25 protein-coding genes and 1 pseudogene are annotated in these 24,177 nt (G+C 60.8%); 23 read left to right on the top strand and 3 right to left on the bottom strand.

Going from position 1 to position 24,177, the window contains the following annotated elements; all coding sequences use genetic code 11:
• Nucleotides 1-2 precede the first annotated feature (2 nt).
• Both X728_RS152455 and X728_RS152460 read left to right on the top strand, forming a co-directional pair.
• Nucleotides 3-254, top strand: coding sequence for a hypothetical protein (locus X728_RS152455; protein WP_023833692.1), 252 nt, complete (start codon nucleotides 3-5; stop codon nucleotides 252-254).
• Nucleotides 254-580, top strand: coding sequence for a hypothetical protein (locus X728_RS152460; RefSeq protein WP_023831664.1), 327 nt, complete (start codon nucleotides 254-256; stop codon nucleotides 578-580). Before X728_RS152455 ends, X728_RS152460 begins: the two co-directional genes overlap by 1 nt.
• A gap of 32 nt (nucleotides 581-612) precedes the next feature.
• On the opposite strand, the gene X728_RS1000000170345 is transcribed toward X728_RS152460, so the two are convergent.
• Complete coding sequence (locus X728_RS1000000170345; protein WP_155923977.1) at nucleotides 613-792, bottom strand: hypothetical protein; 180 nt, start codon at nucleotides 790-792, stop codon at nucleotides 613-615.
• Nucleotides 793-826: 34 nt separating this feature from the next.
• Between X728_RS1000000170345 and X728_RS152470 the strand changes: the two genes are divergently transcribed.
• The 13 genes from X728_RS152470 (at nucleotide 827) to X728_RS152520 (ending at nucleotide 15,839) form a co-directional block, all read left to right on the top strand.
• Nucleotides 827-1,990 carry a hypothetical protein gene (locus X728_RS152470; protein WP_023831662.1) on the top strand — a complete coding sequence of 388 codons (1,164 nt, stop codon included), beginning with the start codon at nucleotides 827-829 and terminating at the stop codon, nucleotides 1,988-1,990.
• A gap of 24 nt (nucleotides 1,991-2,014) precedes the next feature.
• Complete coding sequence (locus tag X728_RS152475) at nucleotides 2,015-3,031, top strand: phage major capsid protein (RefSeq protein WP_023831661.1); 1,017 nt, start codon at nucleotides 2,015-2,017, stop codon at nucleotides 3,029-3,031.
• A gap of 16 nt (nucleotides 3,032-3,047) precedes the next feature.
• Entirely contained in the window at nucleotides 3,048-3,563 is a 516-nt protein-coding gene (locus X728_RS152480) for a hypothetical protein (RefSeq protein WP_023831660.1), read from the top strand.
• Between the two features lie 81 nt (nucleotides 3,564-3,644).
• Nucleotides 3,645-4,466, top strand: a complete 822-nt coding sequence (locus X728_RS1000000167840) for a hypothetical protein (RefSeq protein WP_023831659.1) — start codon at nucleotides 3,645-3,647, stop codon at nucleotides 4,464-4,466.
• 5 nt (nucleotides 4,467-4,471) lie between these two features.
• Entirely contained in the window at nucleotides 4,472-5,173 is a 702-nt protein-coding gene (locus X728_RS152485) for a hypothetical protein (protein WP_023807195.1), read from the top strand.
• On the top strand, nucleotides 5,170-6,753 hold the full coding sequence (locus X728_RS152490; RefSeq protein ID WP_023831658.1) for a hypothetical protein: 1,584 nt from the start codon (nucleotides 5,170-5,172) through the stop codon (nucleotides 6,751-6,753). Before X728_RS152485 ends, X728_RS152490 begins: the two co-directional genes overlap by 4 nt.
• Complete coding sequence (locus X728_RS152495; protein WP_031195509.1) at nucleotides 6,750-7,193, top strand: GNAT family protein; 444 nt, start codon at nucleotides 6,750-6,752, stop codon at nucleotides 7,191-7,193. The genes X728_RS152490 and X728_RS152495 overlap by 4 nt, the downstream gene beginning before the upstream one ends.
• Nucleotides 7,186-8,199, top strand: coding sequence for a hypothetical protein (locus tag X728_RS152500; protein ID WP_023807192.1), 1,014 nt, complete (start codon nucleotides 7,186-7,188; stop codon nucleotides 8,197-8,199). Before X728_RS152495 ends, X728_RS152500 begins: the two co-directional genes overlap by 8 nt.
• A 3-nt stretch (nucleotides 8,200-8,202) precedes the next feature.
• Nucleotides 8,203-10,728, top strand: coding sequence for a glycoside hydrolase family 104 protein (locus X728_RS1000000167835; RefSeq protein ID WP_023831655.1), 2,526 nt, complete (start codon nucleotides 8,203-8,205; stop codon nucleotides 10,726-10,728).
• Nucleotides 10,728-12,848, top strand: a complete 2,121-nt coding sequence (locus X728_RS0135215; RefSeq protein ID WP_050589906.1) for a hypothetical protein — start codon at nucleotides 10,728-10,730, stop codon at nucleotides 12,846-12,848. Before X728_RS1000000167835 ends, X728_RS0135215 begins: the two co-directional genes overlap by 1 nt.
• 212 nt (nucleotides 12,849-13,060) lie before the next feature.
• Nucleotides 13,061-14,209, top strand: coding sequence for a pyocin knob domain-containing protein (locus X728_RS152510; RefSeq protein WP_155923976.1), 1,149 nt, complete (start codon nucleotides 13,061-13,063; stop codon nucleotides 14,207-14,209).
• A 48-nt stretch (nucleotides 14,210-14,257) separates the two neighbouring features.
• A complete protein-coding gene (locus X728_RS152515; RefSeq protein ID WP_348524518.1) occupies nucleotides 14,258-15,181 on the top strand; it encodes a glycosyltransferase in 924 nt (307 codons plus the stop codon).
• 295 nt (nucleotides 15,182-15,476) lie between these two features.
• Nucleotides 15,477-15,839: a hypothetical protein gene (locus tag X728_RS152520; protein ID WP_023831649.1), complete on the top strand. Its 363-nt coding sequence runs from the start codon at nucleotides 15,477-15,479 to the stop codon at nucleotides 15,837-15,839.
• On the opposite strand, the gene X728_RS152525 is transcribed toward X728_RS152520, so the two are convergent.
• Nucleotides 15,823-16,608 (bottom strand): hypothetical protein, encoded by a 786-nt coding sequence (locus tag X728_RS152525; RefSeq protein ID WP_023831648.1) that lies wholly within the window; start codon nucleotides 16,606-16,608, stop codon nucleotides 15,823-15,825. The genes X728_RS152520 and X728_RS152525 overlap by 17 nt on opposite strands.
• Nucleotides 16,605-17,171 (bottom strand): CatB-related O-acetyltransferase, encoded by a 567-nt coding sequence (locus tag X728_RS1000000172075; protein ID WP_023807183.1) that lies wholly within the window; start codon nucleotides 17,169-17,171, stop codon nucleotides 16,605-16,607. Before X728_RS1000000172075 ends, X728_RS152525 begins: the two co-directional genes overlap by 4 nt.
• Before the next feature lie 68 nt (nucleotides 17,172-17,239).
• On the opposite strand from X728_RS1000000172075, the gene X728_RS152535 reads away from it, so the two are divergent.
• From X728_RS152535 to X728_RS152570, 8 genes and pseudogenes are all read left to right on the top strand, one after another.
• Nucleotides 17,240-18,052 (top strand): glycosyl hydrolase 108 family protein, encoded by an 813-nt coding sequence (locus X728_RS152535; RefSeq protein ID WP_023831647.1) that lies wholly within the window; start codon nucleotides 17,240-17,242, stop codon nucleotides 18,050-18,052.
• Between the two features lie 112 nt (nucleotides 18,053-18,164).
• Nucleotides 18,165-18,407 (top strand): hypothetical protein, encoded by a 243-nt coding sequence (locus X728_RS152540; RefSeq protein WP_023831646.1) that lies wholly within the window; start codon nucleotides 18,165-18,167, stop codon nucleotides 18,405-18,407.
• 14 nt (nucleotides 18,408-18,421) lie between these two features.
• Entirely contained in the window at nucleotides 18,422-18,583 is a 162-nt protein-coding gene (locus tag X728_RS152545) for a hypothetical protein (protein ID WP_023831645.1), read from the top strand.
• Nucleotide 18,584: 1 nt separating this feature from the next.
• On the top strand, nucleotides 18,585-18,986 hold the full coding sequence (locus X728_RS152550; protein WP_023831644.1) for a DUF1515 family protein: 402 nt from the start codon (nucleotides 18,585-18,587) through the stop codon (nucleotides 18,984-18,986).
• A gap of 170 nt (nucleotides 18,987-19,156) precedes the next feature.
• Entirely contained in the window at nucleotides 19,157-21,160 is a 2,004-nt protein-coding gene (locus X728_RS152555) for an acyltransferase family protein (RefSeq protein ID WP_023831643.1), read from the top strand.
• Between the two features lie 387 nt (nucleotides 21,161-21,547).
• On the top strand, nucleotides 21,548-21,808 hold the full coding sequence (locus tag X728_RS152560; protein ID WP_023831641.1) for a metal-sensing transcriptional repressor: 261 nt from the start codon (nucleotides 21,548-21,550) through the stop codon (nucleotides 21,806-21,808).
• Nucleotides 21,805-22,770: pseudogene (locus X728_RS152565) on the top strand (cation diffusion facilitator family transporter); the annotation flags it as partial. The gene X728_RS152560 and the pseudogene X728_RS152565, both read left to right, overlap by 4 nt.
• Before the next feature lie 105 nt (nucleotides 22,771-22,875).
• Nucleotides 22,876-23,589, top strand: a complete 714-nt coding sequence (locus X728_RS152570) for an ABC transporter permease (protein ID WP_023831639.1) — start codon at nucleotides 22,876-22,878, stop codon at nucleotides 23,587-23,589.
• The last annotated feature ends 588 nt before the right edge of the window (nucleotides 23,590-24,177 follow it).

Below are 24,177 nucleotides of genomic sequence, written 5' to 3'. Positions count from 1 at the left end.
CCATGCCAGTCAGTGCTGATGAACTCTGCCGGGGCGGCATGAGCTATCCGGTGGCAATCGAGGTTGCCCGCCAGATGAACGCGGGCCTCACCAATGGCAACGTCGACCGGCTTATGTCCGTTGGGGTGCCTGGCGAGCAGGCAAAGGAACTGGCCAAGCAGATCAACGCCGGTGTCTTCGATGCGCACAAGCTTGCTTTAAGCAATGTGAACCCGGGCGTTGCAACTCTGCTGAAGCGGACCAGCGGCCTGTGATGGCTTACACGTGGATCAATCTCGGCGACGGCCGGCAGGTTTTCCACAAGGTGGATACCGCCAAGCCGAAGCGCTCGCATCTATCGGCGCCAATGATCAATTCGGACACCATGTCCGAAGTCCAGTCGATGCACGACGGCAAGGTCTACACCTCGAAATCGGCTCTTCGCGCGACTTACCGCGCCGCCGGGCTCGAGGAAGTTGGCAACGATCCGGCACGGCTGCGGCCCCGCAAGCGTCCGAAGATCGACCGTAAGGCGATCAAGGAAACAGTGCTGAAAGCAAAAGCCCGATTTGACCGCGGCGAACGGGTCCGGGCGCCGTGATTAGCGCCGGCCTCGCCAACGCGATCGAGGCATCATTCAAAGCCAGTCGCCTCGATATTGGCCAGCAGGCTGTCTTGTGTGTCGCCATGCTTGAGGGCGCGCTGTCCCTCATCATCCCGAACGACATTCGGGCGAAGATGGAAGAGAAATTGCTGCGCGGAATCACGCGCGAGCACATCGACCAGGCGCTGGAATTGATGCGCCAGGACCACCAGTAACCAGCAATCCCTCAGACGGAGCAATCCCATGGAAGACTTGAACGGAGGCGCTTCGGCGCCCGCCGAAATCTCGACTGTTGCCGACGACGCGCAGACGCCGAATCCGATCAGCACCGAACCCAACACCGCCGAGCCCAAGCCCGAACCGGAAGCAAAGAAGGCGCCGACCGCTCGCGAAGCGTTGAAGGCTGCGGCCGAAAAGGTCAATGAGAAGGCCAAGGCCGAAGAGACCGACACCGGCAAGAAACCAGTGGAGGCCCAGCCCAAGCCGGGCGAGAAGGCTGCTGACAAGACCGACAAGACGCTTCCCGATCCGAAGCCGACCAAGGACCCGAACACCACCCAGCAGCCTGCCAAGACGGCAGAGACGGCCAAGACTGAGCCCGGCAAGCCTGCCACTCAAACCAGCCATGCCGAGGCTCCCGCGCGCTTCAAGAGCGACGCCGCTGCGATGGCCGAATGGGAGAAGGCTCCCGACCCGGTCAAGGCGGCCGTTCACCGCTCGATCCGCGAGCTTGAAGCCGGCATCGAAAAGCACCGCGTGCCAGCGGAGGAATTCGAGAAGGTCCGGGACTTCCACGAACTGGCCACCAAGAACAACACGACCATGCGCGATGCGATGACGCGCTACACCAATCTGGAGCGGACGCTACTCTCGGACCCGCTGAAGGGCATTGAGGCCGTCTGCGACTATGCAGGCATCTCGCTTCGCCAGCTCGCTGCGCATGTCATGGGCCAGAAGCCCGACGAGGTGCAGGGCCAGAATGACGCGACGATCCAGCAGCTCAAGCGCGAGATCGAGACGCTGAAGCATAGCGTCGGCGGCGTCACCAACACGATGCAACAGCAGCACGTCGCAACGATCGATGCGCAGGTGCAGAAGTTCGCGGCTGACAATCCCCGTTTCGAGGACCTGGCCGAAGACATCGCCTTTTTCCTGAAATCAGGCAAAACCGCCGATCTGGCCGAAGCTTACAAGCTTGCGGAAATGCTCAATCCCGACCCGGCCGCATCGACCACCACAGTTTCAGCAGCGCCTCAGACGCGCACCGCTCAAGACCCCCAGGCTCAGACCCTGAAGGGCCAGAAATCAATCACAGGCGCGCCCTCGGCTGGCTCAGACCCGGCAACGAAGCGGGCTTCAACCTCAATCAAGGATTCGCTCCGCCGAGCTGTCGCTCAGGCCGGGTGATCCCCGTCATAAAGGAGGGCCGACATGGCTCTTACTTCCGTAGAAAAGAACCAGGAGATTTTGTCTCTGGCGCTTGAGGATCGAGCCTCGGGCTACCAGGACCTGGTCTCCAATTCCAACGCCTTGCTCAACGTGCTGAAGCGCAAGGGCAAGTTCAAGGAATACTCCGGCCCGAAGATCCGCCAGCGCCTGCTCTATACCAAGACGGGTTCGGCGGTCTGGTATAACGGCTTCGACTTCCTCAACCCGGTTCCGGCCGAGTTGTTCAACGACGCCGAATACTCGCCGAAAATGTGCGCCGTCGCCGTCACTCTCGCAAACGAGGACATCCTCAACAACGAGGGCGAAAACCAGCTCATGGACATTCTGGAGTCTCATATCGAGGCTGCGGAAGGTGAGCTGCAGGACGAGGTCGACATCTCGCTCCACGGCAACGGCACCCGCTTCGGCGGCAAGGAACTGGGCGGCCTCCAGCTGGCGGTTCCGACTGTGGTCAATTCCGGCGTCTATGCCGGTATCGATCGCGGCGCCAATGCGATCTGGCGCACTTCGGTGTTCGACGCGAATTCTGCCTTCCCGGCTATCGGAACGCAGGTCACGGCGACCACCATCCGCCCGATGCTCAACTCGATCATGACGCAGCGCTCGCGTGGCACCAGGGCCGCCGATCTCCTGCTGATGTCGCCGGAGCATTACGCGGCCTATGACGCGGCCACCGTGGCAATCCAGCGCGTCAACGATGTCTCTGGGCTCGGCAAGCTCGGCTTTACGTCGCTGAAATACTTCGGCGCCGGTCGCTCCGCTGAAATCGTCCAGGAAGGCGGCATCGGCTCCAACATGCCGGCGAACACGACCTATGGTCTGGACACCGACACGCTCTGGCTCCGCTACCACCCGGAACGCAACTTCAACAAGATCGGCAAATCCATGATGCCGATCAATCAGGACGCGAATGTCCAGTACATCGGCTTCATGGGCGAACTGACGATGAACAATCCGCTGTTCCAGTGGAAGCTCATCGACAGCAACCCGGCCGCGTAAAGGAGGATCCAGAAAAATGGCTTACGTTCCTCACACTCCGCATCTCGGCCTTCCGCCGATCGCCGCAACGCTGCCGGCCTCTACGGCGGCCGGGCGCTCCACTCCTGGCCCTTGGCTTGGTCAGATCATCCAGGCGCAAGATCCGGTCTACGGCGTCGGCGAGTTCATCTATCTCGCTGGCGTCGCCACCACCGGTCTCGGCTCGTGGGTGCTCTACAATCCTGACGATTGGTCGACGGTGCTCCTCGGCCCCGACATGATCGGTTCCGTTGCTGTCGCCATGTCCGCGAATGTCGCCAGCCAGTTCGGGTGGTATCAGATCAAGGGCAAGGCGATCGGCAAGGCTCTGGTCGGCTTCCTCGACAATGCCAACGTCTACGCCACGGCAACCGCCGGCAGCGTTGACGATGCTGTTGTCGCGGGGGACCGCGTCAAGAACGCCAAGGGCGCTTCTGCGGTCGGCGTACCGTCTGCCGGTCTCGCCGAGTTCGAGATCGATCGACCGTACGTGGACGACGCTCTGGCCGCGTAACCCGGCCAATTCCAACAGGACACTGAAACGGGGGCTTCGGCTCCCGTTTTTCTTTGCACCCTCTCAGACAGGAGTTTCGCCATGAGCGCGAACCAGAACATCGTCAACGTCGTTTTCCGAAATCACGTCATTCCCAACGAACAGGCCAGCAGGTCCGCCGGCCGGCCGATCTTCACCGATATGGAGGTCTGCGACCTTTCATTCCCGGCAAACCGCCAGACCAAGGCGACCTATCCGGCACATGATGCCGAACCGAACGCCACGCGCGAGAGCATCGCGGCCGGCGGCGGTCTCATCACCTATGCGCAGCTCTACAACAAGCAGTATCTCGCCTTCAAAGACGGCACCTCTCAGCCGCTTTCCGGCACGCCGCTTTCCGAAGCGCCGTTCCTGAAGGAAGGCAAGCGCCGCGAACTGAAGGCTCTCGGCGTCCACACAGTCGAGCAGCTGGCTTCGCTGGACGGCACCCCGCTCAAGCAGCTCGGCATGGGCGGCCGCGAACTGAAGAACCAGGCGCAGGCCTATCTCGACAATGCGGCCGGCAGCGCCGACATCGTCAACCTTGCGGCCCAGGTCGCGGCCCTGACCCAGCAGTTGGCGGATGAACGCCGGCTGCGCGAGGAGTTCATGCAGGCAGGAAAGCCACTGGAGGGCGCCACTGCGACGGCCAAAGATACCGCCGCCGACGATGAACCCGGCGAGGAGGATGAGGAAACCAGCGAGGACGAGGACGGCGACGAAGAGACCGAGCAGACCACGCCGCCAACCGCTGCCGAGATCGAGGCGATGGATGATGAAGCCCTGAAGGTCTACATCGCCAACGAAACCGGCTCCCGGCCACGCGGCAATCCGAACCACGACACCTTGGTCGCTGCGGCCAAGGAACTGGCGATGGTGGACTGATCGCAATGACGATCCTCAGCGTCATCAAGGATGTCTGCACGGTCATCGGCTTGACCGTGCCGACCGCCGTCTTTTCGTCGACCGACCGCGAGCATATCGAATTGCAGTCGCTCGCGAACGAGATGGCGCAGAGGATCGCATTCGACACACGGGACTGGACGAAACTCAAGACGCTTGCCACGCTCACTGGCGACGGCGTTTCGACCGGCCTCAATCTCCCGGCCGATTACCAGCGCATGCTGAAGAAAGCGCGTGTCTGGCCGTCGGCAAGCCCTTACACGTCGCTCACGCACTATCCCGACAGCGACGAGTGGCTGGGCCTGGCGGTGCAGAATTTTCAAATCCTTGTTGGCGCATGGACGATGATCGGGGATCAGATCCAGATCAAGCCCGCCACCCCCAACCTGGCCACGGCGCAATTCTATTACCTGACCAACAAAATCGTGAAGGACAAGGACGGCGCCACAAAGGCAGCTTTCACGGCTGACGATGACGTGTTCCGCCTCGATGAGCGCGTTTTGAAGCTCGGCATCATTTGGCAATGGAAGGCCAACAAAGGGCAAGCCTATTCCGAGGACATGGCGACCTACGAGGATGCCATCGCGGTCTCAGCTGGCGCCGACAAGGGCTCCAACATCCTGGCCGTCGGTCGGCGCCGCTCGACGATTGACGCCGACTTTGCCTTTCCGGGAGTAATCACGCCATGAGGGCCGGCTTCAGGCGCGTTCCTGTTGCTGCCCAATCGCAGCAGCGTCACAGCACGCTTACATTTCCGGCACCGATCCGGGGCAAGATTTCGAACGAAAACCTCGCTGCGTCGAAGCCGCAGGGTGCCCGCGTCCTCGAGAACTGGTTTCCTACGACAACCGGCATCCGATTGCGTGGCGGCGAGAAGAAGAAGGCGACGATCGGCACTACCGCAGTGGTCAGCATGATGTCCTATGACGCGTCGCCGGGCCGCTTCATGTTCGCGGCGGATGGCACGAAGATTTTCGATGTCACGAACCCTGCCAACCCCAATGTAGCGCCGGCTCCCGTCGTTTCCGGGCTGACCAGCGGCTATTTCTCCTATGTGCAGTTCGAGACCGCTGGCGGCGACTATCTGTCGGCGGTGAACGGCACGGACAGCATGCGCCAATTCGACGGCACGGCATGGACCACGGTGGCCGCGCTGGGCACCATTGCCACGAACAAGCTCTCGCACGTCTGGACCTATCGCAACCGCGAATTTTTCATCCAAAAAAACAGCCTCACGGCGTGGTTCCTACCAGTCGATACCATTGCCGGCGCCGCCGTCGATCTCTCACTTGCCGGTGTCTTCCAGAAGGGCGGATCGCTGCTTTTTGGCGGCACCTGGTCGCTTGATGCCGGCGACGGCGTCGACGACAAATGCGTATTCGTTTCAACCAAGGGCGAGGTAGCGGTCTACGAGGGTGCAAACCCCGCCGATCCGAATGGCTGGTCGCTCGTCGGCCGCTATGACATGTCGCCGCCTCGCGGCAAGCGCGCAGTGATGCAAGCCGGTGGCGAACTGCTGATCGGCATGGATGATGGTATCATTCCGATTTCCCAAGCTATCCAGAAAGACCGTGCGGCGCTTTCGATGATCAGCGTTTCGCGCAACATCGAGCCGGACTGGCGCAGGGAAGCTGCAGCTCGCGCCAACCTGCCTTGGGAAATCCTGAAGTGGCCGCTGTTCAACATGGCAATCGTCTCGCTGCCGGCGGATGTCGGACAGGATGCGAGGTGCTTCGTCGTCAACCTGCAAACCGGTGCATGGGCGGACTACACAGGCTGGGATACGCGATGCCTAGTCCTGCATGACGGCTGGGCGTATTTCGGGACGTCGGACGGCAAGATCATGCAGTGCGAGGTCAGCGGCAGTGATGATGGCTCGCCTTATACCTGCACCTATGTTGGCCTGTTCGATCACATGAAGTCGCCGGCGCGGAGCAAGATCGTTCACATGGCGCGGACGGTCTTTCTGGCCAGCCGCAAATTCATCGCCAAGCTTTCAGTCTCGAAGGACTATCAGGTCTCGCTGCCGTCGGCGCCGTCGTCGGTTGCCGACGATGTCGTTTTCGATGAATGGGATCTGGGCCTCTGGGATGTTGCGAAGTGGGACGCCAGCGCAACGAAGACGGTTTCCACGAAATGGGTCTCTGTCGGCCTGACGGGCTTTGCCATCGCGCCTCAGGTGCAGGTCACATGCGGTATCACTCCGACCCCTGATGCCGAGCTCGTCGCGATCGACATGACCTATGAAGTCGGTTCGGTGGTCGTTTGAAACTGATTTTCGGCCATAGCGAAGCGATCGCTCGGTTCGTGGCCGACATGACGCCGGGCTGCGAAACCGGCTTCGGCAAATGCCAGGCGATCGGCGTGGGCGATGACGAAACCGGCGAACTAGTCGCCGGCATGGTGTTTCATGACTTTCAACCAGGACCGGGCCTGATCCAGATTTCGAGCGCTTCGAAAACGCCGCGATGGCTGACGGCGGATGTCCGCCACATCATGTTTTCGTATCCGTTCGACCAGATCGGTTGCCAGATGGTCGTTCTGCAGGTTTCCGCAAAGAACGAGCGCATGGTTCGGATCGCGAAGGCCTTCGGCTTCACCCCTTACCTGATCAAGCGCATGCGCGGCCGCGACGAAGACGGCTACGTTTTCACGCTCACTGAAGAAGACTGGCGCAACGGCCGTTTCACGAGGAAGACAAATGGGTAAAGCCTCAGCACCTAAGCCGCCAGATCCCAAGGAAACTTCCGCGGCGTCGACCGGGACGAACATCTCGACCGCTATTGCCAACTCATATTTGAACAATGCCAATCAGGTCGGGCCTGATGGCACGATCACCTATACGAACAGCGGCACGCAATCGATCACTGACCCCTATACGGGCAAGACCTATCAAATCCCGACGCGCACCGCGACGACGACGCTTTCCGCCGCGCAGCAGGCGATCAAGGATCAAACCGACAAGGCCCAGCTGAACCTTGGGACGCTGGCCAATACTCAATCCGCGTTCCTGCAAGACTATATGTCGAAGCCGTTCGACGGCTCGAACGACGCCACCGAAGCACGGCTGCTGCAGCTTGGGAAAGCGCGCCTCGATCCGATCTTGGCTCAACAACAGGATGCCTTGGCAACAAAGCTCTCAAATCAGGGCATCAAGCTCGGCTCGGCCGCCTATGACCGTGCGATGGCCCAGCAGGGCCAGAACGTCAATGACGCCAACAACCAGCTAATCCTTTCGGGGCATGGGCAGGCGTTCGCGGAGGGCCAGGCAATCCGCAACCAGCCGATCAACGAAATCACGGCGCTGCTTTCCGGATCGCAGGTCAGTTCGCCACAGGCCGCCGGCTATACCGGCAGCACCATTCCGACAACCGACAACGCTGGGCTGATCAACCAGAATTACCAGCAGCGCGTCGACGCAGTGAATGCAAAAAACGCGCAGACCGGAAGCTTGGTCGGTGGTCTTTTTGGTCTCGGCAGCAAGCTCATCGGACTGTCCGACGACGACGCAAAAAAGGACAAGGAACGGCTCGCCGACATCACCCCGGAAATGGGGCTGTGGAAGTTCCACTACAAAGGCGAGGCGAAGGGCGCTCCGATGCGGCTTGGGCTCATGGCCAGCGAAGTCGAGAAGGTCCGACCCGATGCTGTTTCGCGCCGGCCTGACGGTTATCGCCAGGTCGACTACGGCAAAGCTCTGTCGCTGGGGGCCTGAGACATGGCGTTGTCATTCATCTTCGATGCCGAGAAGGGCGAGACGCCTGCGTCAGTCGCCAAGAAGCGGGCAATTGTCCAGGCGCTGATGTCTTCTCAGCGCGCGCCGCAGAACATCGGCGAGGGCTTGAATGCGCTCGGCGATGGCATCGTGCAGAATGTGCTCAACAGGACCGCCGACGCGGCAGAGACCGCTGGACAAGCCCATGCGACCGATGCTTTTGGCGGCATGATCAACGCTGGCACATTCCCGGCGGCTCCGGGCTCTCCAGTTGCGGCCTCCGCGAGCGGCGCGGCCGACTACGGCGGCGACCAACTCGCATGGCAGGACGCAAAGCCTTACCAGAAGGCGCTGCTCAACACGATTTCCGGCCCAGAAAGCGGCGGTCGCTACAACGTCATCTATGGCGGCGGAAAATTCGATGATTTCTCCCACCATCCGAACCAGGCGGTGCGCATCCAAACAGGGCCGAATGCTGGCCGCACCTCGTCGGCCGCTGGCAAATATCAGTTTCTGGGCTCCACATGGGACGATGAGGCGAAGGAACTTGGCTTGCCCGACTTCTCGCCAGTCAACCAGGACAAGGCGGCATGGAACCTCGCCGCCAAGACCTACAAGGCCAAGACGGGCCAAGTGCTTGATGACGTTCTTCAGTCCGGCGATCCTGACGCAATCGCCAACGTCGGCCAGGTCTTAAGCGGGACGTGGACGAGCCTTCCCGGTGGTATCGAACAGGGGACAAACACGAACAGGTTCGTTGCGACCTATCAGAAGGCGCTTGGCGCCGGCGCTACGCCCGCACAGGCAACGCAGGCGGCCCAGCAGGAGCAGTCACAAGACCCAGTTCAGGTTGCCTCGCTCGATCGCTCCGCTGGTATGACACCGGCCCCGAGCCTCGCCACCATGTCGCCCGGCACCACGGCTCCTGCGTATGATCCCAGCGGCCTTCCTCCGCTCGATCCTAACGACCCGATGGCACCCGCAACGCGTCCGACTTATCCCGGCGCTCCGCAAGGATCTGGAAAAGCTGGTGAAGTTCGCCGCGGCGCCGACGGCAAGACCTATCAGTTTGTCGAAACGACCGGCATGGCCGGCGCGACTGGTGATCAGGGATGGATCCCGGTCAATGCCGATGCGCCGCTGCCCAATCCCGGCCCCGGTGATCCTGCCGCGACCACGCCGGCCGGCCAGCGCGTCCTGTCAACGATGATGAGCTCGGAGCCCCTCAGCGGTCGCGGTGGCGTCGTGCAGGCCCTCAGCGCGGCTCAGCAGCCCGGTCCGGCGGCAGCGGCCCCGTCGCCGGTCGTTGCGGCTCTCGCCGGCGCTCAGCAGCCCCAGCAGGCTGCACCAGCCTCTCCCGGCGTCCAGAAGGTCGCTCAGGCGATGTCTCCGCAGGAAGACCTGTCCAGCATCCCGGTAGAGGCTGGCGGCAGTGGCGGCGCTATCCAGCCCGGTCAGGGCGGTCCGTCTTTTCAGCAGATCATGCAGGTTGCCGCTGACCCTTGGGCATCGCCCGAACAAAAGGCGATGGCCAACATGATGCTCCAGCAGAAAATGCAGGATGCCGATCCTCTGCGGCAGCTGCAAATTCAGGCTGCGCGCAAGTCTCTGGCCGTTCCGCCGAAGCAGTGGCAGAAGCTGGACGACGACACTCTGTTCGATGCGGCCAGCGGCGAGACGAAAAGCATTTCAGGCGGCGGCCCGACGAAGTTCGAAGGCAACGGCCTCGATGCCCAGGCTTGGAACATCCTCTCGACCGCCGATCCCGCTTCGCGAGAATATGCGACTGCCTACGCCATCATTTCGCAGCCAAAGACGCAGATGGTGCAGACGCCTGATGGCATGGTGCCTATTCAGGTGCCGCCCAACCTTCCGGCATGGCTACAGGCTCCCGGTGGTGGTGCCGTGCCTGCCGCACCAGCCGCACCAGGAGTGACTTCGCCCGCTCAGGTAGCGCCTCCTGCTGCTGGGGCACCGGCTCCCGCCGTCGCTGCGCCGCCTTCGGCCGCTCCTTCTGCAGGAGCCGTCATCCCCGGCACAATGAAGCCGACAGAAACACAGCGGAACCGGGTTTCCTCGGTCAACCAGGCGTTCGATGCCATCACCGGCGAACTCGACCGCTATTCGGAGCTGGTCGCCAAGACCGGCATCGAGGTAATGCCCGGCGCGTCCAAGGACAATCTGAACACCGTCCGTCAGGGCATCATGTTGCAGATGAAGGAACTCTTCAATCTGGGCGTCCTCAACGGGCCTGATCTCCAGTTGATGGAAAACATGATCTACGACCCGGTTGTCGACGTGACCAAGGACGGCGGCGCATGGAACCTTCCGAGCCAGGTCTACACCGCCGCAATTGGCGGTGCTGGTGATAGGGCGGCCAACAGCGTCAAAGAGCTGAAGCGCATGCTGGAAGGCATCAAGGCTTCCGTCGACCGGACGACGGCCGAGCCGAACGCTCCGGCACCATCGTCAAATCCGGATGGCTGGAAAGATGTAGGAAACGGCGTGCGGATCAGGGTCAAACCATAATGGCAACATTCGAAATTCAAGGCGCAGACGGCAAGACTTACGAAGTCGATGCGCCCGACGAGAAGACCGCACTGAGCGCCCTCGGACAGGCGGGCGCATCCTCGGGTCCGGATGCCCGCGCTCAAGCGGGCATTGGGCTCGCCCAACAGATGCATGCGCTGTCACCCGAGCAAAAGCGCGCGATTGCCGGGGTCGATCAAGAGACGTTGCAGCCGAACCGCGTTCCTGCCTTCGCACCACCTGGCTACAATGCGCTCACCGACAGGATCGAGGGCGACGATGCTCTGAGCAAAATGCGCACCACCTCGGGCGGGATTCTGGAGGGCATCCCGATCTTGGGCCCAATGATCCGGGGCGGCGTCGATCGTGCAGCTGCTGCGACAATCGCGGGAGCGTCTGACGAGACCTATGACCAAGTTCTGAAGCGCATCCAAGCGGGCACCGTCGCCGAAAAGTCGATGAACCCAAACCTCGACAAGGCGTCACAAGTCACGGGCGCTGTCGCGGGCACTATCCCGGCGATGGCGGCAGCGCCTGGGGCCTTCGGTATTGGCGTGGCGTCGGCGCCGTTGCGCTTCGGCGCCAGTGCCTTGACCGGCGAACTTATCAACGGAACCGATGCGGCAATCCGTTCTGGTGGAGATCCTACGGCAACAGGCATTGGCGCGGTTACTGGAGCCGGCCTCGGTGTGCTCGCCCCGGCTATCGGGCCTCTCGTCGGCCGAGGCGTCAAGTATGTTGCCGATGGCTGGAACCTCGGCGGTGCAGCCAAGGAACTTGGCATCGACAAGGTTGCCGCGGCGATGCTGTCAAGGGCGGCAGGGCGCGACGCGCTCGATGCCGGCGCGCTGGGTCAGATGGACAAGCTCGGCCCCGGCGGAATGATCATGGATCTGGGCGAAAATCTTCGTTCGCAGGCCGGCGGCTTGGCAGCGTTGCCCGGAGAAGGCAAAGCCATTGTTCGCGGGGCCGTCGACGCGCGCAATGCCGGTGCAAACCAGCGCATCACCAGCACGATCGACCAGGAACTTGGCCCAGCCCCTATCCCATCGCGCATCAATGCCGGCATCGACGTGAACCAGGCCAACCTGTCACCGGAATATCGGGCGGCCTTTGCCAACGCTTCGCCGGTCAATCCGCGACCGATCGCCACCTATCTTGATCGGGAACTCCAGACCCTTCGCGGTGAGGCGCAGCGCGGTCTACAGCGTGTTCGCACGATGCTGAACCGCACCGGCACCCAAGAACTGGAAAGCAATCCCGTTACGTTGCTTGAAACCCGCAAGGCTATTGATGGCATGCTGGAAACGACGGTGGAAACGAACGCCCGCAACGCGCTTCAGACGGCCAGACAGGCTGTTGATGACGAGTTGCGCGCTTCCGTGCCCGGCATCAAAGAAGTCGACAGCAAATTTGCCGAGCTGGCCCGCCAGCGGGAGGCGGTCGGACGCGGCCAACAGGTGCTGTCCAGCGGCCGGGAAGCGCCGAGGCCCGCCGAGCTCGCCCAAGAAGTGCAGGAAGGTGCGTTGCCGCAAGGCATGCAGATCGGCCCGTCTGCTGTCCCTATGCGGCTGCGCGAGGGGGCGCGTGCCGAGATTGAGCGCATCGTGGGGACTAACGCAAATGACCGCGTTGCCCTTCAGCGCCTCATCAAGGGCGAAGGCGATTGGAACCGCAGTCGTCTTGCAACGCTTTTCGGTAAGGACCGAGCCGACCGCATCATCGGTCTTCTCGATCGCGAGAAGCACTTCGCCGATACCACGGACATCGTGACGCGGAATTCACTCACCGCCGCCCGCCAGGCTTCCCAGCAAGAGCTTACCGGCTCAGGTGCCGAAGCCTTTGGCGTGCCGCAAGCATTCATGGCTGGCGGAGTAGCGGGAGCGACCCGGGCCACTGCCATGAAGGGTGTTGATGCCGTTGTCGAAGCTCTTCGAGGAATAAAGGATGAGTCTACGCGCACCGCCATGGCCCGCATCCTGACCAGCAACAATCCGGATGTGCTTGAAGCCCTTCTTCGTGCTGGGCGTGGTTCCGGTGTGTCAGGCTCAGAGGTCGATAAGGTCGCGCGCTCTCTGCTCCTCTCGCAAGGCCAGCGATCGGCGCTCCCACAGCAATAGCGCAACGAAAACCGCCGTCGTTCCCATAACGCCAACGGCAAGACCGATGACGAATTGGGGCTCCAAGCTTCGGAGAAACCCTCCAATCACGTCGTGCAGCACGACCATAATGCCGATCGTGACGACGGCGGCGATGATCTGAAGAATTCTGACGCGCATAGGCGCGGAACATACGAGCAAACCCCAAATATTAAAAGGTGCTGCCAATGCCTATGAATGGAGCCGGCGTCACGTCATGGCCGCCGAACACAACGGCGATTCCGAACACGACGATCGAGAGCGGGAAGTACAACGCCTTCTTGGCCGATCTTCTGTCGATCATGAACACGCCGCGCCCAATCACGATGGGCGGCACGGGCGCGAGCTCGGCGGTCGGTGGCAATGATGCTCTGCACACGACCAGCAGTGTCATCGCATCAGCTGCGACGACTGATCTGGCCGCGGCAACCGGTGTCTCCGTCACGGTGTCGGGCGCGGCGGTGATCACCGCTTTGGGCGTGCTGCCCAGCGGCGTCTTGCGTTTCCTGACCTTCTCCGGAGCGGCGACGCTTACCCATAATGCCGCCACGCTCATCCTGCCGGGGGCCGCCAACATCGTTGCCGCAGCCGGTGATACCGCCGTGGCGCAGTCCCTGGGTGGTGGCAACTGGCGTGTTCGATCCTACATCCGCGCGTCTGGCCAACCAGTCGCAGTAATCTCTGATGCCAACCTCCCCGCGCGCCTCGGTGTGGTGGCTAAGACGATCACCGACTGGAACACTGCGCTCGACAACGGCTGGTATATGGGCAGTGGGGCGGCCAACGCCCCTGCGGCAAACACCGGGTGGAATATCGGCACGGTCGAGGCACACGGGGCGGCCGGCTACCGAACCCAAACGGTTTACGATTTTGTGAATGCCACGGCGGCCAACACCACCATCTGGCGCCGTTACCAGAACGGCGGCGTGTGGGGTGCTTGGTTTAAAATCCAGTGGTCTCAGGCCGAGCAAGACGCCCGCTACGTTCAGTCGAGCACGGCGCTTCTGCAGAAAGCCTACGAGAGCGCCCAGCAGACCATCACGGCCGGCGGCACATTGACGCTGGCGCATGGGCTAGGGGTGAAGCCGAAGCTCTACATCGCCGTCATCCAGTGCACGACTGCGGACTTGGCGTATTCGATCGGCGATGAAGTCGCCATTAATCCTATGCTGAACACTACTGACGCTACCGTGCAGGCCATCAGCATGGTTCCGGATACAACCAATTTGAATGTTCGAATTGGCGCCAATTCCAGTTCACTTCGAATTATGGCCAAAAGCGGAGCAAGCCTTACCAACATAACGAACACAAGCTGGAGGCTGGTATTCAGGGCGTGGGCCTAGCTTGCTGAATAGGAATCCGTCTAAACCTGCGAAATGCATGCTACTGTCGTGGTTCAAGGCGAAATACCCTGCAAAGGCTACGGTGGCACTCAGCGCCAAGTAGACTGGCTGGCCACCACGCTGGTCGGTCTGGGGCATCGGGTCACGCTGATTGCCGCCCATGGCTCTACACATCCCCTTTGTGAGGTTCGACACGCTGCATCTGCGCCCGAAAGCGTGGCGGCAATCCCGCCAGATACCGACATTGTGCACTTCAACGGCTGGTACGAGGCCGAGACCAGTCACCGAGCGCTCTACACGCTGCACGGCTATGTGCCGAATACGCCAAGGGAAGGGCTGAACTGGAGTTTCGTTAGCGCCAGCCACGCCCGGCACCAGGGCCGGCAGACATTCGTCTACAACGGGTTCCCGGTGGATGCCTACCGGCTCACCGACAAGAAGACCGGTCGGCTGTTGTTTCTCGGCGGTATCGCAAGAGCGGGAAAGGGTCTCGGTCGCGCCGTCGACCTCGCCAAGAGATTTGACTTCGATCTCGACGTTGCCGGCGGCTCTCGCTGGAAGTTGCTCGGGCGTAGCAAGACTCGGGGCGTGTTCCTCAAAAGCCTTTCGCGTCGTTTCAATTTCACGGGGACTGTCGACGGTGACGAAAAGCTGCGGCTGTTGGGCGAGGCAAAAGCCTTCCTCAACCCGATTTCTTGGGATGAGCCGTTCGGCATGGCGCCGGTCGAGGCAATGCTATGCGGAACTCCAGTACTGACTACTCGACGCGGCGCGCTACCTGAAACAGTTAACGCAGAGACCGGACGCTTTTTCGACAGTAACGATGAATTCGCGACCGGCCTGAACGAGATCAGCGGGATGTCCGCACTCCGCTGCCGCGAATCGGCTGCTGACCGATTCCCAATCGAAAAGACCACTAAAGCCTACCTGGCCCTCTACCAGCGCGTTCTTGACGGCGAAACGCTTCCGTAAGTTTCCGGACGGGCGGCAATGCCCAAACCGGAGGTTTCCCATGACAAAATACTTCGCCAAAGCTCAAGGCGTGCGCAGCTAGCCGGCGGAAGGCCTATGCTGCTAACGCTCTTCCCCCCGCCTGATCTCAAAATCATCATGGTGCGTCCAATAATAAACGGCAGCTGACATTGCCACGATGCCCAACGCAAAGCCGACCGCCAACCCCAAATAAAACATCTCTGCCTCACGGCGAAAACCATGCTTGGCGAAGGCATACACCTATCACAAATTCTGAGTAAAGGGATCGGCAGATATGACCAAATTCTTCGTCGACGCGGATGGCGTCTATCTCGGCGGCTTTGACGGTGAAAACGTCGGTCTGCCTCAAAATGGCATTGAGGTCTTGGAGGCCCCGGCAGATGCCCGCCAACTCTGGGATGGCAAAGCGTGGAGCGCGCCGCCTGCTGAGCGTCGCATGGTGCCAAAATCGGTTGTGCAGGCTCGGATTATTGAGGCTGGCAAGATGTCGCAGGCCTATGCCGCCCTGGCGGGCAACCCAATCTATTTTGCCCGCTGGTTCGCGCCGGATCGGCCGGAAGTTTACAGCGACGATCCTGACGCAGTCGGGCTAGTCCGTGCTCTTGGGCTTGATCCTGCAGTCATCCTCGCGCCTTGAGTTTTTGGCGAATGATATCCACCGGCGTCCGCCACACTCGATATCGGCCAGCTTCGACGATTTGCCGTGCAACGGGCTCGGCAGCGTATGCATCGAAGAAGCGATGTACACGAGGTTCTGCGAACGCCTTCTTCCCTCGCGTATTATAGTCCCTGATCTTGAGCTTATGCGGGCTGATCGTCCGCCCCCCCAAGGACAAGGCTGTGCCGATGCAGAACTGCTCCGCAGCGTCAATTTTCGATATCTGATGCACAGCAAGCATCGGTGGATACGCGTCCATCAGAGCGGGAAGATTGTCTCGATGCACTCCGAGAATGCCACTTTGCCACATAGGTTCGCGGCCCGTGATAACATGTTGGCCGATTCGAAGGCCTTCCCCTTCCAGCACAGGCGTCCATTTGTGGGGTTTCTCTAGGCGTCGCATCACTGAATGCTTAGGCGAAATGCTTTCGAAGCCAAGGGATAGAAATCCTGCTGGGTAGTGGTCTGAGTCCATGAAGATGAGGCGGTCGGTCATCCTCAGCAGTTTGATCAGCGCCCGGGCCTTGATGCCAAAATGATATTGACCGCTGAAGGACCAAGCCTCTTTCTGCATGTCAGTCAGAAGCAACGTCTCCATGGGATAGCCGACAAACAATTCGGGCCTATCCGTCGCAACAATGATCTTTGCTTCTGGACAATGATACAAAAGCTTGAGTGCGCTCAGCAACGCGCCGCGATGGTACAATTCGTTTTCGCCATACGCGATATAACCGAAAACGTCCCTCATCGAGTGGCGTGCTTTGCAATGAAAGTCTCGATCGGACCGCTGAGAGTAGCTGCCTCGCTCTTGATCTTATCGTCGTCCCACAACCACCACTGTATTTCCAGCAATTGCACAACGGTATCAGCAGGGAACCGGCTGCGGACAACTTGCGCGCGATTGCCGGCCACTATCGCATAGGGCTCGACAGACTTGGCGACGACGGAGCCGGCACCCACAACAGCGCCGTCGCCGACTGTCACGCCTGGCAATATGATGGCACCGTGGCCAATCCAAACATCGTTGCCGATCGTGATGCCCCCAGGCTTCCCAGCGTTGGGTAAAGGCTCAGGCTGCTTCAGGACGCGGCTATAGATCGGGAATGAAGTGGCACTCTTCGTCTGGTGTTGGCCGGTGCACATGAACAGCACTTGGCCAGCAACAGAGCAGAAGCTACCGACATTTAGGGGGGCTTCATTAGTCGGGAAAAGCACCTTCCGCCAAGTGACGCCATAGGTGTGGCGGCCGACGGACACATTATCGGGCAGTTTCGCGCGCGCGTCTTTGAACCACTTAGAAAATACTGACATTTAGACATCCCGCCCTGCCGCTAAATAGCGGTTACCTTCTTTCAAATGCAACCTCAAGAGGCTTACACATGGACCGCAATTTCGCGCGGGCGCTTACGCTCGTCCTAAAACCCGAAGGCGGCTGGTCGGACAATCCGGCCGATCCGGGCGGCGCCACCATGAAGGGCGTGACGCTGGCGACCTTCCGCGCCTACATCAAACCCGCCGGCACCAAGGCCGACCTGAAGATTATCACCGATGCCCAGATAGCGACGGTCTACCGCCGGCAGTTCTGGGATGCGGTGCACGGATCCGAGCTTCCGGGCGGTGTCGACTATGCCGCATTTGACTTCGCAGTGAATTCCGGCCCTAAGCGCGCCGCCGAATACTTGCAGCGCGTGGCTGGTGCAACGGTTGACGGCCGACTGGGACCAGACAGCCTCAAGGCGATCAGCGCCAAGCCCGCCGGCGTCATCATCGACGCCTATTGCGATGCGCGTCTGGCCTTCATGAGGCGGGCCAAGAACAAGAAGACCGGCAAACTGCTGTGGCCGACCTTCGGCAAAGGCTGGACGGCCCGCATGGCAGCCGTGCGTCGCGATGCAATGCTGATCTCTACACTGCCCGCAGCGCCGCCGCCGATCAGGGTGCCGGTAGAGGTCCCTAAGCCTGTTGTCCCCGAAAAGGTGGAGCAGAAGGTCAAGGAGAAATCCGGATTCCTGTCCTGGCTGACTGGCCTCTTTGGCTCCGGTGCGCTTGGTCTTGGCTGGCTTGCCGGCATCGACTGGAAGGCCGTTCTTGCGGGCGGCGGCGTCCTCATCGTCTTCATCCTGATCTTGCTCCTGCTGCGCTCCCAGATCGTCGCGGCGGTGCGCCAGATCAAGGAAGAGGTGGCTGAGTGATGGAGGGCTTCCGCGAACTGCTCATCCCGGCATTCGATCGGCTGCTGCGCACCGTCGGCGCTGTCAGCCTAGCTATCATCGCCGGGTTTGCCGTCTGGTTCTGGTGGCCGCTATGAGCGCGGTCATCGCATGGTTCCTGAGCAACCCGACCGTCCTAGCCATTGGCGCGGCCATCATCGGCGCGCTTGCCTTCGGCTTTCAACAGCGGCTTGCCGGCGCCAAGGCCGAACGCAACAAGCAGGCGGCCGACAACGCAGCTGCGGCAACCGAAGGCCAGAAGATCGATGATGCTGTCGCCGGCCGCGCGCCGGACGTCAACCGGGAGAGGCTGGGCAAATGGTCACCAAAGCAATAGCTCTTGCGGTTTTCATGGCGATTGCCGGCTGCACGACGATAGGCGGCTCGTTTTGCGCGGTCGAGCACCCGATCCGCCTGTCCGCCGAAGCAATCGCGGCGCTTTCGGACGGCGAGGTGAATCAGGTCTTGGCCCACAACGAAAAGGGCGCCCAGCTCTGCGGCTGGAAAGCCTGACATGCCAACATCGGCGACGAAGAGCCTAGAGATGATGGTAGGCGGCCTCGTCGCCGCTATGGAGGGCGTCCAGCGGGACGTCACCGAGATCCGGCGCGATATCAAAGATAGCGACGCCCGGGCCGCGCTGAGCTACGAGCAATCCGAACAGCGCGCCGCCGCCAGCCGATCGAAGATGTACGCCAAGACCGACGAGTTGGTGGAGCGTCTTTCCCAGACCGAAGGCGCGGTGAAATCCCTCAGTGAAGACATGACCGAGGTGAAGGCCGTGACAGCGGAGGTCACCCGGTGGAAGCTGATGGGGCTCGGGGCGCTTGGTGTGACCGGCATGGCCGCAGCGGCGCTAGCCTCCCTTGTCACCGCGTACTGGTCGGATATCTGGCGGGCGCTGCGCGGCGGCTGATTGGCGACGACATGAAACCAATATCCGACTTCGCCCCGGCGCCTAACGGTGTCCGGGGCTTTTCGCTTTTCTGGTCCCAGCCGATGCCATGAGGTTGTTATTGGGGGCTACTTGTTCCATTCGTTTCATTCTGTATAAGCGCGAGCCTAGCAGCAACCGGAAGCAAGTATTTGAGCAAGTCGAATTTCCGGCCTGAGATCCAGGGGCTGCGTGCTATCGCTGTCTGCTCAGTCGCTTTGTTCCATGTCTGGCCGTGGCTGGTCCCCGGCGGCTATGTCGGCGTTGACGTGTTTTTTGTCATTTCTGGGTTCTTGATCACCGGCGTCTTGCTGCGGGAGGTGGAGGACACCGGAAGAATCGACCTACTTGGTTTCTATGTTCGCCGGGCGCGGCGCCTCTTGCCTGCCGCGATGCTTGTGCTTCTGCTGGTGGGCTTGGCGACCCCGCTCTATCTACCCTCCGCGCTATGGAGGGACGGCACGAATGAACTGGTGCATAGCGCCTTTCAATTGGAGAACTGGCGGCTCGCAGCGAAGGCGATTGATTACCTGGCGATGACGAGCGCGCCGAGCCCCGTCCAACATTACTGGTCGTTGTCGATCGAAGAACAGTTCTACGTTGTCTGGCCGGGACTGATCATCGGCGTCCTGTGGCTTTCTCGAAAGTTCCGCAGGCCCTGGCGGCCCTTGCTCGTCGCCGTCCTAGGCGCAATCTTCATCATCTCGATTGCCGCCTCGGTATGGCTCACGCTTGTCGACCCGGCGCGGGCTTATTTTGTCACCCACACCCGCATATGGGAGCTGGCGCTGGGCGCTCTGCTGTGTGTCATGGTGCTGGGGTCAGCCGACACACGGATCGGGGAACGAGCGCGGCGATTGCTTGGGTTTGCCGGCGTCGGCTCGATTCTCGCAGCCGCCTTTCTGTTCTCGACCAAGACACCCTTCCCCGGCTATGCGGCGCTGTTGCCGACCGTTGGTACCGCGTTGGTGATCGTCTCTGGTCAAAGCCAGTCGTCGTTCAGCGCCTTTGCTTTGCTCAAGTCACGACCGTTCCAATTCCTCGGCGACATCTCTTACTCGCTCTATCTTTGGCATTGGCCAATCATCGTTTTTTTCACCCAGCAAAGTGGCGAAGCGATCGGCCTTTGGGGCGGCCTGGCCATCCTTGCAGCAAGCGTCGGTCTAGCCGCCATCACCAAGGTTCATGTCGAGGATCGTTTCCGCCACCGCGCATCGTTGCCATCACGCCCCCGACTGGTCGAGTGGCTGGCCGTTTTTGCCCCGGTTCCCTTGGTGCCTCTAATCGCATTTTGCGCTGTCTCGATAGAAATTGCCCGGCAACAAGCATTGATCTCGGAAAACCCGAATGACTATCCAGGGGCTAGATCGTTGTTCACCAACAGGCCGGTGCCGACCGTAGCGGCCTATGCTCCTTCGCTGCCGACAATAAAGCAGGATAAGCCACAAACGGACATCTGCCGCCCGCCTCGTGAAAACGGCGAACCTGTCGGTTGCCAGTTTGGCGATCCAAATGGGCGGCTCAAGGTGTTCCTGGTTGGCGATTCGCACGCAGAGCACTGGCTTCCGGCGTTTCAGGTGGCGGCGTCGGATCGAGGTTGGAATGCGGAGAGTTTTACCAAGCCCGGATGCCCGCTATTTCCTACCATGATCATGGTGTCTGACAGCGACCGTCCGTTTCCAGATTGCCTGACCTGGGGTCAGCATATGCTGCGAATTATTCAACAACAAAGGCCAGACATCATCATTTTCGGGCAGAGAGATGTTTTACGTGCTTATCCCGACGACGGAAGCCAGATGCCCGTGAGCGATACGTTGGTGCAGCTATGGCGCCGCATCGAGGCATTGGGCATTAAGGTGGTGGTAATAGCCGACACACCAGCTTGGGGAACGAACCCGGAGCGATGCATGGCTCGGGACCGCCACTGCTCCGTTCCATATAAATCGGTACGTGATCGGGATCCCGTGGTAGTTGCCCAGCGCCTCTACCCGCATGTGCCGCTCGTGGACTTCAGCGACATTGTATGCCCCGGGGACGTATGCCCCGCGGTTATCGGCAATGTTTTTGTCTGGCGCGACACGGACCACCTGACCGCCACGTATTCGCGTTCAATGGCCGACATTTTCGGCAAACGCATCGACGCGGCAATCAATTAGCCGCGTGCGGCCGGCGCTCATTGGTCGAACTGCAGGGGCTCGTGGTCCGGTTTCTCGTGCCACATCACCTGACGGAAGTCGCGCGGTCGACCTGCTGGCGGCAGATGGGGCACACATAGAAATGCTCCTGCCAGTCAGGGTCATGAGGTTTGCCGGGGATAGCTGGCCCAAGGTCCGCAATTCTGGTCATGATTTCCGCAGCGCCTTCGCTTCCCGCTCCAGCGTCTCGCGTTGGTTGCCGTGCTTCGCGATCAATTCCTTCATCTGCTGCGGGGTGATGGACGATTTCAGCGCCATGGATACACGTCCTGCGGGGTGGCTGATCAAGAGCCGATCTGCGCTCACATCATACTTGACGCATCCTACCGGGGGGGATACCGGTGGGGCATGTCCGAAGGCATCCATAGTTCTCATCCGGCTATCGTGAAGCGCTTAAAGCGCGCACAGGGGCATCTAGCATCCGTGCTTGGCATGTTCGAGGCGCAGCGATCCTGCGTCGACCTAGCGCAGCAACTCCATGCAGTGGAGAGCGCCATCAGCAGCGCAAAGCGAGAACTGATCCACGATCATATCGAACATTGTCTGACCGACACGAAAGCGGGAGGCAACTCGCTGGCAGAGCTCAAGCAACTGGCGAAATACCTATGACCAGTATCGGCGCACGCGTCCTGGGTTGGTTCGGCTTCGGGTCACATGATCATGACGCGCACGCTCATGATCATGGCTCGCATGGCCATACCCACGGGGTCATTGACGCAACGATTGCAACCACCGACCGCGGCATCTGGGCCATCAAATGGTCGTTTGTCACCTTGGCCATCACGGCGGCATTGCAGATGGCCGTGGTGTTGGTGTCAGGCAGCGTGGCGCTGTTGGCCGATACGATCCACAACATCGGCGACGCCACAACCGCCATTCCGCTCTGGATCGCATTCATGCTGGCACGACGCAAGCCGTCACGGACCTTCACCTACGGCCTTGGCAGGGTAGAGGATCTGGCCGGTATCATTATCGTGCTGATCATTCTGTTCAGCGCCATCGTCGCCGGGTACCAGGCTATCGAGCGCTTGGTCAATCCGCAGGCAGTGACTCATCTCGGTTGGCTGACCGCGGCGGGCATTGTCGGCTTCCTCGGGAATGAGGCCGTCGCGGTGTTTCGCATCCGTATCGGCAGGGAAATCAACAGTGCGGCCCTCGTCGCCGACGGCTACCATGCCCGCACCGACGGGCTTACCAGCCTTGCAGTGGTCATCGGCGCCATCGGCGTCTGGCTCGGATTTCCGCTGGCCGACCCGATCATCGGGCTTCTCATCACGGTCGCTATATTCGGTATCGTCTGGCAATCGGCGCGCTCAGTGCTCACCCGCATGCTCGACGGCGTCGAGCCGGGCGTGATGGCCGAAATTCAGCATGCCGCTGCGCATGTGCAGGGTGCTCGCATCGTCGACGCCAAGGCCCGCTGGATTGGCCACAAGTTACATGCCGATATCGCTATTGCGGCCGACGGAACCTTGCCTCTCTCAGAGGCGAACAAGATCACGGCGGCGCTGGAGAACGAACTGTTCGAACACATGCCGGCGCTCGCAGCTGCCAATATCCGGTTTTCGACCGACCAAGGTGAGCACGAGCATCCGCACTCTCATGATCATGGCGAACATCACGGCCACCAGCACTGACAGCTGCCGGAAACCACTCGCTTCTGCCGGTCTCGGCTGATGTTCCAGGCGCTTGTCGAATTTCAGCGCTCCATATACCTGGCGCTCGCAGATCAGATAAAGCTGCTTTCAGTTGGCGGTGATTGGCTTGCGTTCCTTGCCTTTCTGCCGATGGGCGTCCTGTTCGGTGCGGCACATGCTCTAACGCCCGGCCACAGTAAGGCTGTCTTGGCGACTTACCTTGCAGGTTCGGATGCGAAGGTTTCGCGCGGCCTCCTGGTGTCGATTACGCTGTCCTTCACTCACGTGGCGACAGCGGTGCTGATCGCCGTATTCTCCCTGCCGCTCGTCTCGATTGCATTGGGCAGCGTTGGACGCGCACCACTGCTTGAGGGTGTGAGTCGCGGTCTGCTCGGGCTGATCGGCGTCTGGATGCTTTGGCGTTCGGTGAGCCACGGCCACCATCACAAGCATGAGGGCGAGGCCGTTGGAGTCATGGCCGGTTTGATTCCGTGCCCGCTGACCCTTTTTGTCATGACCTTCGCGATTTCCAGAGGGGTGCCGGGAGCTGGAATTCTGTTCGCAATCACCATGATGGTGGGCGTGGCCCTAACGCTGTCCAGCGTGGCGGTACTGTCGATCTTGTTTCGGGAGCGCCTGGTGCATTTTTTCGACAGCAGGCCACGGCTGTTCGATACCATATCGCGAGCAATCGAAGGCGCAGCGGGCCTTGCCCTCGCCAGCGTAGCGGTCTGGCAACTTACAGCCGGATAGAGCCACAGCTGTCCACAGACCCTCTCCTTTCTTAGGAAAAGGCGATGAGAAGCTGCGGCACGCAAGGCTGCTGGATTTCTGGGAGGATGATGCAAATGGCCATGCCTAAGAAAGATCAGGAACGCGCCACCTACGCCTGGATGTACGGCGCCCANTTACTGGCAGGAACATGCCGACGCGTGGCTGCAGGGCTTTGACGGTGTGGCGATGGACGGTTTTGGCAAGACCAAAACCGTCAACAACGAGATGGAGGCCGAGGTCGACGAAGCCGCCGTCGAGCGGCCCGCCGAATAGCCATTTGGCGTATGCCGTATGGTCGTTTTTGATTGAAGAAAGGGCTTCGTTGGGCCTATAGAGATTGCGTTTACCATTGCCTTTTTGGGAGGATGCGATGGTTGCAACGCCCATAGAAATCGCTCAAGCCGCTACTGCGACTACGGCTACCTTGCTGAAGTGGCAGAAGTCCATGGAGGAACGCGCCACGTTTCGCCAGAACATGGATCAATCGCGCAGGGCGATTCAAGCCTCACGCGATCTGCTGAAGCGCCTTCGCCAACGTCATCGCGACGACATGGCGGAAAGTTGGGA

The sequence above is a fragment of the Mesorhizobium sp. L103C119B0 genome (assembly GCF_000502235.1).
Taxonomy (GTDB): domain Bacteria; phylum Pseudomonadota; class Alphaproteobacteria; order Rhizobiales; family Rhizobiaceae; genus Mesorhizobium.
The sequence above is the reverse complement of the archived record's forward strand: the minus strand, read 5'-3'. Positions and strand labels throughout refer to the sequence as shown.

Bases quoted from the DNA above. Each gene is read 5' to 3' on its own strand.
- X728_RS152455 (WP_023833692.1), top strand. From the start codon at position 3: ATGCCAGTCAGTGCTGATGAACTCTGCCGGGGCGGCATGAGCTATCCG.
- X728_RS152460 (WP_023831664.1), top strand. From the start codon at position 254: ATGGCTTACACGTGGATCAATCTCGGCGACGGCCGGCAGGTTTTCCAC.
- X728_RS152470 (WP_023831662.1), top strand. From the start codon at position 827: ATGGAAGACTTGAACGGAGGCGCTTCGGCGCCCGCCGAAATCTCGACT.
- X728_RS152475 (WP_023831661.1), top strand. From the start codon at position 2,015: ATGGCTCTTACTTCCGTAGAAAAGAACCAGGAGATTTTGTCTCTGGCG.
- X728_RS152480 (WP_023831660.1), top strand. From the start codon at position 3,048: ATGGCTTACGTTCCTCACACTCCGCATCTCGGCCTTCCGCCGATCGCC.
- X728_RS1000000167840 (WP_023831659.1), top strand. From the start codon at position 3,645: ATGAGCGCGAACCAGAACATCGTCAACGTCGTTTTCCGAAATCACGTC.
- X728_RS152485 (WP_023807195.1), top strand. From the start codon at position 4,472: ATGACGATCCTCAGCGTCATCAAGGATGTCTGCACGGTCATCGGCTTG.
- X728_RS152490 (WP_023831658.1), top strand. From the start codon at position 5,170: ATGAGGGCCGGCTTCAGGCGCGTTCCTGTTGCTGCCCAATCGCAGCAG.
- X728_RS152500 (WP_023807192.1), top strand. From the start codon at position 7,186: ATGGGTAAAGCCTCAGCACCTAAGCCGCCAGATCCCAAGGAAACTTCC.
- X728_RS1000000167835 (WP_023831655.1), top strand. From the start codon at position 8,203: ATGGCGTTGTCATTCATCTTCGATGCCGAGAAGGGCGAGACGCCTGCG.
- X728_RS0135215 (WP_050589906.1), top strand. From the start codon at position 10,728: ATGGCAACATTCGAAATTCAAGGCGCAGACGGCAAGACTTACGAAGTC.
- X728_RS152510 (WP_155923976.1), top strand. From the start codon at position 13,061: ATGAATGGAGCCGGCGTCACGTCATGGCCGCCGAACACAACGGCGATT.
- X728_RS152520 (WP_023831649.1), top strand. From the start codon at position 15,477: ATGACCAAATTCTTCGTCGACGCGGATGGCGTCTATCTCGGCGGCTTT.
- X728_RS152525 (WP_023831648.1), bottom strand. From the start codon at position 16,608: ATGAGGGACGTTTTCGGTTATATCGCGTATGGCGAAAACGAATTGTAC.
- X728_RS1000000172075 (WP_023807183.1), bottom strand. From the start codon at position 17,171: ATGTCAGTATTTTCTAAGTGGTTCAAAGACGCGCGCGCGAAACTGCCC.
- X728_RS152535 (WP_023831647.1), top strand. From the start codon at position 17,240: ATGGACCGCAATTTCGCGCGGGCGCTTACGCTCGTCCTAAAACCCGAA.
- X728_RS152540 (WP_023831646.1), top strand. From the start codon at position 18,165: ATGAGCGCGGTCATCGCATGGTTCCTGAGCAACCCGACCGTCCTAGCC.
- X728_RS152545 (WP_023831645.1), top strand. From the start codon at position 18,422: ATGGCGATTGCCGGCTGCACGACGATAGGCGGCTCGTTTTGCGCGGTC.
- X728_RS152550 (WP_023831644.1), top strand. From the start codon at position 18,585: ATGCCAACATCGGCGACGAAGAGCCTAGAGATGATGGTAGGCGGCCTC.
- X728_RS152560 (WP_023831641.1), top strand. From the start codon at position 21,548: ATGTCCGAAGGCATCCATAGTTCTCATCCGGCTATCGTGAAGCGCTTA.
- X728_RS152570 (WP_023831639.1), top strand. From the start codon at position 22,876: ATGTTCCAGGCGCTTGTCGAATTTCAGCGCTCCATATACCTGGCGCTC.